The sequence below is a fragment of the Ruegeria sp. BF12 genome (assembly GCF_056538705.1).
In genome coordinates, this window is sequence record NZ_JBQFTP010000004.1 from 234,552 (window position 1) to 246,828 (window position 12,277).

General features: G+C 59.7%; 12 protein-coding genes. 8 read left to right on the top strand and 4 right to left on the bottom strand.

Features of this window, described 5'->3' with window-relative positions:
- Nucleotides 1–8: 8 nt before the first annotated feature.
- On the top strand, nt 9–971 hold the full coding sequence (locus ACR0J0_RS09470) for a pirin family protein (RefSeq protein WP_480663296.1): 963 nt from the start codon (nt 9–11) through the stop codon (nt 969–971).
- A gap of 67 nt (nt 972–1,038) precedes the next feature.
- Complete coding sequence (locus tag ACR0J0_RS09475; protein ID WP_480663298.1) at nt 1,039–2,013, top strand: 2-dehydropantoate 2-reductase; 975 nt, start codon at nt 1,039–1,041, stop codon at nt 2,011–2,013.
- 39 nt (nt 2,014–2,052) lie between these two features.
- Here ACR0J0_RS09475 and ACR0J0_RS09480 read toward each other — a convergent pair whose 3' ends face one another.
- The 4 genes from ACR0J0_RS09480 to ACR0J0_RS09495 all read right to left on the bottom strand — a co-directional run bounded on the left by ACR0J0_RS09480 (nt 2,053) and on the right by ACR0J0_RS09495 (nt 7,377).
- Nucleotides 2,053–3,531 carry an inorganic phosphate transporter gene (locus ACR0J0_RS09480; RefSeq protein WP_480663300.1) on the bottom strand — a complete coding sequence of 493 codons (1,479 nt, stop codon included), beginning with the start codon at nt 3,529–3,531 and terminating at the stop codon, nt 2,053–2,055.
- 91 nt (nt 3,532–3,622) lie between these two features.
- Entirely contained in the window at nt 3,623–4,081 is a 459-nt protein-coding gene (locus tag ACR0J0_RS09485) for an NUDIX hydrolase (protein ID WP_480663302.1), read from the bottom strand.
- A gap of 108 nt (nt 4,082–4,189) precedes the next feature.
- Nucleotides 4,190–6,628 (bottom strand): ATP-dependent helicase HrpB, encoded by a 2,439-nt coding sequence (hrpB, locus tag ACR0J0_RS09490; protein WP_480663304.1) that lies wholly within the window; start codon nt 6,626–6,628, stop codon nt 4,190–4,192.
- 41 nt (nt 6,629–6,669) lie between these two features.
- Nucleotides 6,670–7,377 (bottom strand): DUF3108 domain-containing protein, encoded by a 708-nt coding sequence (locus tag ACR0J0_RS09495; RefSeq protein ID WP_480663306.1) that lies wholly within the window; start codon nt 7,375–7,377, stop codon nt 6,670–6,672.
- A gap of 84 nt (nt 7,378–7,461) precedes the next feature.
- Here ACR0J0_RS09495 and meaB point away from each other — a divergent pair, with 84 nt between their 5' ends.
- The 6 genes from meaB to ACR0J0_RS09525 all read left to right on the top strand — a co-directional run bounded on the left by meaB (nt 7,462) and on the right by ACR0J0_RS09525 (nt 12,226).
- Entirely contained in the window at nt 7,462–8,439 is a 978-nt protein-coding gene (gene meaB, locus ACR0J0_RS09500; protein WP_480663308.1) for a methylmalonyl Co-A mutase-associated GTPase MeaB, read from the top strand.
- A gap of 149 nt (nt 8,440–8,588) precedes the next feature.
- Nucleotides 8,589–9,725: a Hint domain-containing protein gene (locus tag ACR0J0_RS09505; protein WP_480663310.1), complete on the top strand. Its 1,137-nt coding sequence runs from the start codon at nt 8,589–8,591 to the stop codon at nt 9,723–9,725.
- 937 nt (nt 9,726–10,662) lie between these two features.
- Nucleotides 10,663–10,950 (top strand): 50S ribosomal protein L28, encoded by a 288-nt coding sequence (gene rpmB, locus ACR0J0_RS09510; protein WP_170473488.1) that lies wholly within the window; start codon nt 10,663–10,665, stop codon nt 10,948–10,950.
- Between the two features lie 175 nt (nt 10,951–11,125).
- The gene (locus ACR0J0_RS09515; RefSeq protein WP_480663312.1) at nt 11,126–11,275 is read left to right on the top strand and encodes a hypothetical protein; all 150 of its coding nucleotides are present in this window, start codon (nt 11,126–11,128) and stop codon (nt 11,273–11,275) included.
- An 82-nt stretch (nt 11,276–11,357) separates the two neighbouring features.
- A complete protein-coding gene (locus tag ACR0J0_RS09520; protein WP_480663314.1) occupies nt 11,358–11,708 on the top strand; it encodes a hypothetical protein in 351 nt (116 codons plus the stop codon).
- A 44-nt stretch (nt 11,709–11,752) separates the two neighbouring features.
- On the top strand, nt 11,753–12,226 hold the full coding sequence (locus tag ACR0J0_RS09525; protein WP_480663316.1) for a copper chaperone PCu(A)C: 474 nt from the start codon (nt 11,753–11,755) through the stop codon (nt 12,224–12,226).
- Nucleotides 12,227–12,277: the final 51 nt, after the last annotated feature.

The window sequence follows — 12,277 nt, forward strand, 5'->3', positions numbered from 1 at the left end:
GAGCACGCATGAGTTGGAACCCCACCCACAACCCCGAATGCAAGTCAGATAATGCGGCGCTTGAGACGTTGATTATCCCGCGCGCCCGCGATCTGGGCGGGTTCGAGGTTCGTCGCGCGCTGCCTTCGGTTAAACGTCAGCTCGTCGGGCCGTTCATTTTCTTTGATCAAATGGGACCTGCCGAGTTTATCACCGATGGCGGAATCGACGTTCGCCCGCACCCGCATATCGGTTTGGGCACGGTGACCTATCTGTATCAGGGTGAGTTTGAACACCGGGACAGCCTCGGTACGCATCAGATGATTTACCCCGGCGAGGTCAACTGGATGGTTGCCGGGCGCGGCGTAACCCATTCCGAGCGTACCAGCGAGGAAACCCGAGGCAAACGGCACAGTCTGTTCGGAATTCAAACCTGGATCGCTCTGCCCGAGGCGCATGAGGATATGGCCCCCGATTTTGAACATCACAAGCAGGGTGCGCTGCCGCATATCGAAGACAAGGGGGTCAGCGCCCGGTTGATCCTGGGTTCGGCCTATGGCGAAAACAGCCCGGTAACGATGCTGTCCGAAACGTTCTATTTGGACGTGCAGCTGGATCCAGGTGCCGCATTCCCATTGCCCGACGACCACGAAGATCGTGGTGTGTATGTCACTCAGGGTTCGATCGAGATCGCAGGCGACACGTTCGAGGAAGGTCGCATGATGGTGTTCCGTCCGGGTGATCGTCTGTCGGTCAAGGCCGGCCCCCTCGGGGCGCGGCTGATGTTGCTGGGTGGCGCGACGTTGGGCGAAGACCGCTATATCTGGTGGAACTTCGTATCCTCCTCGAAAGAAAAGATCGAAAACGCCACCCGTGAATGGAAGTCTGCGGACTGGGCAAATGGTGCTTTCCATCTGCCGCCGGGCGATGATCAGGAGTTCATTCCAATCTCGGAAGAGCTGGAGCGCACCCGGCCAAGACTTGCGCGCTGACCAAACGTCAGGGGGCCTTGCCCGAGAGCCTGATACCGGCAATCCTCCCCTTTAGGGGAGGGACGCCATGAAAATAGTTATCGCGGGTGCGGGCAGCATCGGGTGTTATTGCGGGGCATTGCTGGCCGATGTCGGCCACGACGTGACCCTGCTGGGTCGTTCCCGCATTCTGGACCCGATCCGCGCGCAAGGTTTGACTGTTACCGATTTCTCCGGCCTGCGCTGTCACGTTGACGCCGAGCAGTTGACGTTGACCGAAGATCCCGAGTGCCTGCAGGATGCAGAGCTGGTGATCGTAACCGTAAAGGCTGCGGCCACGGCCGACATGGCGAGTCAAATCGCACGGCTTGTCCCGGCATCCGCGCCCATTTTGTCGTGGCAAAACGGGATGGAGAATGCCCGAACGCTCCGCACTGCTTTGCCGGATCGCGATGTACGGGCCGGGATGGTGCCCTTTAACGTCGTGCCGTCCGAACCGGCTGGTTTTCATCGTGCGACGTCTGGCGATATCGTGATCCAGTCTGGCCCCGGCGGATTGGGGCAAACGCTCAGTTCCCCTGATCTACCGGTGATCGAGAACGACGATATTGAGGCTGTCCAGTGGGGTAAGCTGGTTATCAACCTGAACAACGCGCTGAATGCGTTGTCGGGTTTGTCGTTGAAAGATCAATTGATGGATCGGGAATGGCGCCGTCTCATGGCCGACCAGATGGAAGAAGCTTTGGCCGTACTTCGGGCTGCCGGTCATACGGTTGCGTCGACGACCCCATTACCTGCGTGGATGACGCCCCACATCCTGCGCTTGCCGACACCTCTGTTCACCCGGATCGCCGCGCGGATGTTGACCATCGATCCCAGTGCGCGAACGTCAATGGCTTACGATCTGATGGCAGGGCGACCGACGGAAATCGACAGTTTGCAGGGTGAAGTCATTCGTCTGGGTAAACAATGCGGGCGGTCGACGCCGATCTGCGCGAGAGTCCGGACGCTTGTCGTGCAAAAACCCGACAAGAGTCTGCGTCCGGATCAAATCATTCCCTGAACAAAGCGAAATCTCGAAACTTCGACCTTGCTAATCCGCTCAGGTGAACGCCGTCAGCATCCAGAAGATCGCAGCCGACATGAATGCGGCCGCCGGAACCGTGATTACCCAGGCGGCGACGATCGTCATGAAATGTGACCGCCGGACCAGTTTGCGCCGCCGCTGCTCTTCCCGGGCCAGTTGTTGCTCGGGCGGGCGCTGGCGGTTGGTTCGGTCCCGCTGGCGATTCTGGTGCCACTCACGATAGAACCCGACGCCAAACACGGCACCAACGGCGATATGGGTCGAGCTGACCGGCAGTCCCAGCCAGCTCGCGATGATGACCGTAATCGCTGCGGACAGCGCGACGCAGAATGCGCGCATCGGATTCAGTTTGGTAATCTGGCTGCCCACCATCCGGATCAGTTTGGGTCCAAACAGGAACAGACCGAACGAGATACCAAAGGCTCCGATGACCATTACCCAGGTCGGGATCGAGACTTTTGTAGCAAAATCTCCGAACTCTGCCGCGTGCACGATCGCGGCCAGCGGGCCAACGGCGTTTGCAACGTCATTGGCGCCGTGCGCAAAGCTCAGGAATGCGGCCGAAATGACCAGAGGCAGGCCGAACAGCGTTTTCAGTGATTTTGTGCGGTTTTCCAGCCCTTCGGATTTGCGGCGAACCCATGGAACGGTCATGGACCAGACCAGCGCGCCCGAGGCCAGCCCGATCAGCAGGGCGAATTCCAGATCGACTTTTATGATCCGCTTTAGGCCTTTGACGGCCAGATAGGTGGCAAACGCGCCTGCCATCAAAGCCACTAGGATTGGCACCCAGCGACGGGCAGCTGCAATCTTGTCGTCCTGGTTTTGGATCTTTGCGTTGATCAGCGCCAGAAAGCCCGCTGCGATGACACCACCCAAAACCGGTGAAATCACCCAACTGGCGGCAATCGCGCTCATTGTGCCCCAGCTTACGGCGCTCAGGCCAGCAGCCGCGATACCGGCCCCCATTACACCGCCCACGACCGAGTGCGTGGTCGATACGGGCGCGCCGACCCAGGTGGCCAAGTTGACCCACATCGCCGATGAAATCAGCGCCGCCATCATCGCCCAGATGAACACGTTGTTGTTCTGGACTGATGCTGGATCGATGATGCCTTTGGAAATCGTCGAAACTACGTCTCCGCCCGCCAGTAAAGCACCGGCGCTTTCCGCGACGGCGGCGATAGCGATGGCCCCGCCCATCGTCAGGGCATTCGCCCCCACCGCAGGGCCCATGTTGTTGGCGACATCGTTCGCACCGATGTTGATCGCCATATAGGCCCCAAAACCGGCGGCCGCGATCACGATCAATCCGCCATCGGCCCGGCCGAACAGTACCGCAGCGGTCAGTCCGGCAAGTGCGATAAACGCCAGCGCAATCCCCGGAGCCAGCATCGGGCGCGCCAAGTGGACGTTCGCATGCTCAATGCGGGAAATTCGGTGCAGATCGCTGTCCAGCGCCTGCCAGCGGGCTTTTGGGTTTGTGTTCGACATCGGTTTTCTGAGGGTGGTTTGGTTTAGCCGGTGCGGTTAAAGGCTTGCCACAGGCGTTGCAACCAGCCTCACAGAAGTTTGTTGGAATTTGTTACAAATGCCGCAGCAGGGCGCTGAGTTCTGGTTCGTGCACCAGATTGGCCGCCTCTTTCGGAGGAAACCATTTGCGCTGGCGCTGACCAGCCTCGGGGTAGTCATCTGCCAAGCCTTCGATTTCTATGCGGAAAACGCTCGTGCAGACCGGAACTGCCGACCCATCATCCAACCTTTTGTCATACGTGAAGTGACCAACCGAATCCCGATTCAGGTGCTTCACTCTTACGCCGGCCTCTTCCCACGCTTCCTGCATGGCGGCTTCGGCGCCGTCTTTACCGTCCATCGGCCAGCCCTTGGGAATAACCCAACGACCCGTATCGCGGCTGGTTATGAGCAGCACTTCTTCGCCATCTTCGGTGTCACGTACGCACAAAGCTGCGAACTGCACCCTGTGAGGGCGCAGGATGAACGGTCGGGCGACCTCTTCCCACATATTTCGCAGCCATGACGTCATGAGTACAAGCTGTGTCGTGCGCTTCCAGTTTTAAAGTGGCGCGTCTTAACAGTTTATTTCAGATGCATCAATGTATCTGCTGCGCGCCGAAAGTTTCCTAAGGGAGAATTAACGAGCCCGTCGTTTGGCACGCAGGGTCGGGTCAGCTTGGGTTGGGTCCTCGGGCCAGGGGTGTTTCGGGTACTGCGCGCGCATGTCCTTGCGGACATCCGCGTAAGAACCGGCCCAGAACCCCGGCAAATCGCGTGTGATCTGTATCGGGCGTTGCGCTGGCGACAGCAGCGTGATCTTCAACGCCTCGCCGCCGACAATCGGGTGACGGGTGACGCCGAACAGTTCCTGCAAACGCACTGAAATCTCTGGCACGGCACCACCGTAGTCAATCGGCACTTTGCGGCCCAGCGGGGTCTCGAATGAACCCGGCGCGCGGCGGTCCAACTCCTGCGTCTGGTTCCAGTCTAGCCGGGCGCGCAGAGCAGGCAGCAGGTCGAACTTCTTCCAGTCTTCAGCAGTGCGCTGGCCCGAAAGCATGGGCAGCAGCCAATCTTCAAGCGTCTCCATCAATGCGTGTATCGAGAAATCTGGCAGGTCGGCCCCTTCGGCCCGCACCAGTTCCACACGTGCGGCCAATCGCGCCGCAGCGCCGTCCAGACGCAGGCCCAGATCGCGCACTCCGTCCAGCATTGCGCAGGCTATGGCCTCATCAGGGGCGTCCTTCCAGATGCGGTCGTCCAGAGTAATCGCGCCAAAGCGTTCTTGACGCCGCGCAATGACTCGACGCTCGCGTTTTGACCAGTCGCAGGTCTCGACCCAATCGATCTGATCCGCAAACAGGTCTCGGATTTCGCGTTCCGAGATCTGCGCAGCCATTCGCACACGTGCTTCACGCGGGTTTCCGTCGGTGTCTGTGACCACCAGATACGGCGCGGCGGCGAGCGTGTCGTCGTTTGCCAGCACAACGCCCTTGCCGCCAGACAGTACATAGCGGGGAACGTCGCCCTTGCGGCGTTGCCCGATCCGGTCGGGGTAGGCCAGAGCGGCCATCGCGGCGGGACTCAGGTCAGTGGGGCCCCCCGGTTTTTTCAGTCTCTTGGTTTCGGCTTTGATCCGCTCTAGCGCGCCGGAATTGACCTGCCATACCCGGTTGCGTTGAAACGCACGCGGATCACGCAGCGCCTCAAGCCGCAGCAAAATATCCGCGGGGGCACCTTTCAGGGGATCGCGTTCGGCCATCAGCGCAGCCAACGTTGCGGCGCTTGTTCCGGCGGTTTCCAGCATGTGCCCCAGTCGGGGGTGCAGGGGCAATGCCGCCAAAGCTCGGCCATGGTCGGTAATCCGGCCTTTGGTATCCAAAGCTCCCAGCATTGTCAGCAAGCTACGGGCCTCGGCCATCGTGCTCTCAGGCGGTGGAGTCAGAAAGGCCAGATCGCCGGGTTCCGCGCCCCACAACGCCAATTCCAATGCCAGCCCTGTCAGGTCTGCGGCTTCGACCTCGGCTGGTGGGTAGGTGGCCAGCGCCCCTTCTTCGCCCTTGGACCACAGTCGGTAGCACACGCCCTCGGCGACTCGTCCCGCGCGGCCAGCGCGCTGGGTGGCTTCGGCGCGCGTCACCCTCTCTGTCACAAGTCGCGACATGCCAGAGCCCGGATCGAACCGTGCCCGCCGCGCCTGTCCCATATCGACCACCACCTGGATGTCGGGGATAGTCAGCGAGGTTTCGGCGATCGAAGTCGCCAGCACCACCTTGCGTCCGGTTTTCACCGGAGCAATTGCCGCGCGTTGCGCGGCGAAGGGCATTGCGCCGAATAGAGGGCGTACCGTGCAGTCACCTGGTAATCGGTTGGACAAAGCGGCCTTAGCCGTTCGGATCTCGCCCTCGCCGGGCAGGAAGACCAGCATTCCGCCTTTGGTTTCACGTTCGGCCTGTACCACCAGCTCGACGAGCGCATCCAGTCGTCGCGCCTGCGCTCTCAAGGGGCGGTCCAGCCAGCGGGTCTCGACCGGGTAACTGCGACCCTCGGATGCTACCAGCGGCGCGTCCATCAGTTTGCCAACCGGCTCGGCGTCCAATGTCGCGGACATGGCCAGCAGGATCAGGTCGTCACGCAGCGCGCCAGTGACTTCAAGGCACAATGCGAGCCCAAGATCGGCATTCAGAGACCGCTCGTGGAATTCATCGAAAATCACCGCGCCGACGCCCGGCAGGTCCGGTTCGGATTGCAGCATTCGTGTCAGAATGCCCTCGGTCACGACCTCGATGCGGGTTGCCTTGGAGACTTTCGCCTCTCCGCGAACGCGATACCCTACGGTCTCTCCGGCGCGCTGCCCCAGAGTTTCCGCCATCCGTTCGGCGGCTGCCCGAGCGGCAAGCCTGCGCGGCTCCAGCATGACAATCTTGCCGTCGCATAGCCCGGCGTCGAGCATGGCCAGAGGCACACGTGTCGTCTTGCCTGCACCCGGAGGAGCCTGCAGAACAGCCCGGCCATTGGCCTTCAGCGCGGCCAGCAGATCAGGAACAGCGTCGTCGATGGGCAGTCGTAAGGTCATTGGCGCTTTATCCGTCAACCGTCGGGCAAGGTCCAGTTCCGCTATTTGCGGAGGACGACTGCCGGGCCATAAATTGTTTGTGCGTCAACCCGTGTAGCACGCATCACATCGTCATGGGGCTCATAGGTTACCGATACCGGAAAACGGCTGCCGGTGCGCAGGTCGCCGGGCGGATAGCCTGCAAGCCGGGTAAAAGCGCCCACACAGCGAACTTTGCCGTTCTCATCGATCCGACGGGTAAGGGCGATTTCGGTCAGCCGTTCGCCGTCGAACAGTTTTTGCCGCATGGTGCAAAGCTCAGCCGGGTTCTGATCCCGCAAAACCATGAAAATACCGGTTAGCGGATCCACCGCGCCGCGTTGCTGTGCATCCGTCACGGCATAGTCACCGCGATCACTGATCTTGGGGCCACTGGCCCGTGCGATACCGTTCCTGTAGTCAAGCCTTACGCGAGATATCCGACGGCCCGTGTCCATGTCCTCGATGTATTGGACTGGGGAAAACCGCGCCCCTTTGCGGCGCCCCCGAGCCTCAAGCACAAAGCGTACGCGTTTGATTGCTCCGGCCAATCCGGTCGTCGAAAGCTGTCCTTCCACTGCATAGCGGGACGCGCTCAGGTCGGACACCAGAACCAATTCGCCCACCTTGACCCCCAGCGCCCGCAGGGCAAATCGGCTCTGCTCAGCCATGCCGATGGCAGGCAGGAAAGAGAGGATCATCAGCAACACATGGGCGCGAATTGTATGCATCGGGTACCTTTCCTCAAAGGTCCGGTCTGGACAAATCACCCGGCGGGGCGGCAAGTAGTCGTGCCGCAAAATATCGGGGTGGGAATGGAAATAGACAGCCTAGGTGACAAGATTTTGAACGGGGACCGGCGTGCGCTGGCCCGTGCAATCACTCTGGTCGAAAGTGGCCGCGCCGATCACCGGGCGCAGGCGTCCGATTTGCTGGCATATCTGGCCAAGTCGGGGCGTCAATCCTTGCGCATTGGCCTGTCAGGCACGCCGGGCGTGGGCAAATCCACCTTTATCGAAAGCTTTGGCATGATGCTGACCGGTCAAGGGCTGCGCGTGGCGGTTCTGGCTGTCGACCCAAGCTCGGCGCGTTCGGGAGGCTCGATTCTGGGCGACAAGACCCGGATGGAGCGCCTGAGCCGCGAGAAGAACGCCTTTATCCGTCCGTCGCCCAGCCAATCGCATCTGGGTGGTGTTGCCCGCCGCACGCGCGAAGCGATTGCCCTATGCGAGGCTGCCGCGTTTGATGTCGTGTTGATCGAAACCGTGGGCGTCGGGCAATCCGAAACCGTTGTTTCAGAAATGTCCGACCTGTTCCTGCTGTTGCTTGCACCTGCGGGCGGGGACGAGTTGCAAGGTGTGAAGCGTGGCATCATGGAAATGGCGGACATGATCCTAGTGAACAAGGCGGACGGCGACCTGAAGGCCACGGCCACACGCACATGTGCCGACTATGCCGGTGCCTTGCGCCTGCTGCGCAAACGCCCACAAGACCCCGAGGGTTTCCCCAAGGCAATGACCGTCTCGGCGGTCGAGGAACAAGGGCTCGAGAAGGCCTGGGAGGAAATGCAGGCCCTGACAGGCTGGCGACGTGAGAGCGGGCATTGGTCCGATAATCGAGCCGCTCAGGCACGGTTCTGGTTCGATCAGGAAGTACGGCACGCCCTGCTATCCCAATTGGACGCGCCGGCCGCGCGCGCCGAGATGGAACGTCTGGCCTCCGAGGTCGGTTCGGGGAACCTGAGCCCGACGTCAGCCGCAAGCCGAATGCTGCGCATCCTGGCAACAGACTAGGCGGCGGTGATTGCCTGAGGTGGTGGGAACGTCAAAAACATGTATTCTGGTCCGGAATACAGTTTTTTGATTGCGCCGATTTGGAGAGGGGGGGCTGTAGGTCCAAATTTGCGCGAACCGCAAGATGAGCGCACCGGAGGCCGCCGAACATGCCCGATATCAGAGGGACAAATGGTGCCGACAATATTGACGTCACGGGCAACCAAGGGACGCTGAACGGCTCGCCCGAGGGCTCGCCTATTGATGATATCCGCGGTCGCGGCGGCGACGATCAGATCAACGTGGTCAGCAGCACGATTTCCGGTGACGTTCGCGGCAACGGCGGAAATGACGACATCACGATTGTGAATGCCGAGATCGGCGGGCAGCTCAACGCCGGGCGCAATTCGGACACGGTCACAGTCTATGACGCGCTGATTGGCAACATCCGTCTGGGTCAGGGCAATGACACCCTTAACTTCATCCGCACCGAGGTCACCGGGGATGTCAGTGGCGGTTCCGGGCAGGACGCGCTCAACTTGCCAGTTGGAACAGTCGTCACCGACGCCAATTTCGGAACGTTCACTGTTGTCGACGGGGTATCATACTCACTTTCCAGCGGCACCTTCGAACTGCCCTCGGGGATTGTCACCACCTACAGCGGCTTTGAATCCGGGACCGGGTTTCTCTGTTTTACACGGGACACTCTTATCCGGACGCAACATGGATCAACCCGAATTCAGGATCTTCGGACCGGAGACCTGATCCCGACGCAGGGGAACGGATTGCAACCCATCCGCTGGATCGGACGCCGTGTGTTTATGGCCAGTGAGCTTGCAAACGACCCCAAACGGCGCCCCGTGCGTATCCTGGCCGGCGCGTTGGGCGGTGGTTTGCCGGATCGCGATCTGCTGGTCTCACGGCAACACAGGATGCTGGTACAGTCGAAAATCGCCAAGCGGATGTTCGGAGCCTCCGAGGTCCTGATTCCGGCGATCAAGCTGACCGCATTGCCGGGAATATTCGTCGATGAAACGGTCGACAATGTCGAATACTACCACCTGCTTTTTGATCGGCACGAGATTGTTTTTGCCGAAGATGCCCCGAGCGAAAGCCTGTTTACCGGACCCGAGGCGCTTAAGGCCCTCAGCCCCGAGGCGAGGTGTGAGATATTCGATATTTTTCCGGAGTTGGCAGATGTGAATCGCAATCCAAACCCGGCGCGCTTTATTCCAAAAGGACGTCAACAGGCACAACTGGTCGCCCGGCACCTCAAGAACAAAAAGCCGCTGGTGCGGGTCGGCTGAGCTGCGATATTCATCAGTGCGGAAAGGGCGGCTCGTCTCGCGCACTTCGATGTGCCGAACACCGGGTTGGCGGCCCAGTCGTTCAATTATCAGGGTGGACGAAGTGTGCGGCAAGACAGCGTTTTCGACGGAGATTGATTACGCACCTCACTCATGAATCCGGGGCGATCCCGCCGGAACGATTGGTACGTCAACTCTGAAACGACCGCACTTAAAGCCTGCCTTTCAAAATTGGCGCCGGATTTGGAACACGTATCGGCGACGGGTTTTTCAATGGGCGGATATGCCGGCCTGCGCCTCGCATGGGCGCTGAACCTAACGTTACTTGTTGCCGTTTCCCTCCCAGCTTTCAATTTGCGAAGATCATGTTCCGTTTGACTGGCGGTTCAAAAAATAGGCGAAAGAGTTCGATCCCGATCTCGGGGCGTTGTCGAGTTGTAGGCATTCTGTACAGGGCCTCAATCAGGTTGATCCGTTCAATTGGGCCGATTTGTTGAACGCGACGATGATCCAGGGGGGGGGCATTCCCGGCGATGGAAATCGCGAGGCTGTGTTTCGGAGGCCATTCGGCAACTTCAGTGATCCGGCAAAGTGGCCGATACGCCAGGTCGCAAAAGCTGCTGCACGGCAGCGACTATCACTTGAAAAGGGGCATCCGGCTACATCGGGCCGCGCGTCCGAAAAAACCTCGCTACTGGGAACGTTTTGGCTGTTCCAGCGGCAATTTCCGGGCGGCTGGGGCTGGAAGAACACGCATTGAAACGCGTTGCGGTCCAAAATAAAAACTTGGCGTCGTGAAAGCGTGGCATATGGCTTGACCCCGCCAGCGATTCCCACTACACGCATCCAACCAGTTTTCGGGCGCGACTTCGGGTTGCGCCCCTTGTGATTTGGCCGAAGGTGTAATACCTGGCCACCAGAAACAAAGGAAGAAACCATGTCGCGCCGTTGCGAACTGACCGGAAAAGGCCCGATGACTGGCAACAATGTCAGCCACGCCAAAAACAGAACTCGTCGTCGTTTTCTGCCTAACCTGAACGACGTTACACTGCAGTCGGAAACCCTGGGCCGTGGCGTCAAGCTGCGCATCTCGGCGGCTGCACTGCGTTCGGTGGACCACCGTGGTGGTCTGGACGCGTTCCTGGCCAAAGCCAAGGACGAAGAACTGTCCGACAACGCACTGAAAGTGAAAAAGGAAATCGCCAAGGCGCAAGCTTCGGCCTAATCCTGTTTTCCTGAAAGAATTTAAGCCCTGTACCACCCGGTGCAGGGCCTTTTTTGTTTGCTGGGTATCTGTTCTTAAAATGGAATTAAATTTTCGGTTTAGGTGATATTGTTCACATACAACTTGCGTCCGCCATCTTATGTTTAGTCATATTCATCTGGCGGAGTTAATTCTCATGTCTTTCAAGTCTTTCAACGCGTTCTCCCTGTTGGCCGCATTTTTCGGCAAGTCAGTTGGGACATGTCTACGGATGCAGCGTCAGGTGAATCGGCTGCACACCAGCCTGACCAAAGGGTCCGTCAAACGTCCGGAACCGGATCGCTGACACTGTCCTCCCAGCCCTGGGCTTCATGCGCATCTGATTGCGCTTGAAGCCCGCTTTGTCTCTGGCCTATATCGGGGGCAGGATGAAGCTTTTTCTGAATAGATTCCTGCCGGTTGTGCTATCGCTGCTCGTCATTCTGACGGGGCAGGGCGTTTCGGCATCGCGCGGAATGGATCGGGCCATCGGGCAGATGGTGCTTTGCACAGGCTCCGGACCGGTTGTGGTCTATATGGATGCCGAGGGGCAGCCAACTCAACCTCCTCATTTCTGCCCGGATTATGCGCTGACCCTGTTGGGGGCGGTAGCCGTCGCGGAACCAGTGCTGCCGATTGCACCCGAAAACGACCGTCCGGTACCTCGGCGCGAGGCGGACAATCTGATCGCTCTGCCGGTCCCGTCCAAGCCGGCCCGTGCGCCTCCAATAGATGTCTGAACCGTTTCCTTACCCTATCAGACACTTAATACAGGAGAGGTGCTATGTCCCTCACATCCAAACTTCTGGCTACCCTGGCCGCTGCAACACTTGCCACTGCTGCCTTTGCGCAGGATACGATCACCGTTGACGATGCCTATGCCCGGTCATCGGGCAAGACGGCCAAGGCGGGTGCGGCCTTCATGATGATTCAAAACACCGGGGATGCCGATGATCGGCTGATCGGTGTGGAATCGGAAGCTGCTGCACGGGTCGAGTTGCACACCCACATTGTCGACGATAATGGCGTGGCCAAGATGACCCACGTCGAGGAAGGGTTCGCCATTCCTGCCGGTGAGACCCACATGCTGAAACGCGGCGGTGACCACGTGATGTTCATGGGCCTGACGGCCCCGTTCGAGCAAGGCGGGATGGTTCCCGTGACGTTGATCTTTGAGAATGCCGGCGAGGTAGAGATCGAGGTTCCTGTCGATCTCGAGCGTCAGGATTCTGGCGGTCACGGCACGCATTCCAACTGAAGCGACGCCCGTCTTCGGGCCGTTTTGCAGCCGACATCCATGCGCCAGGCC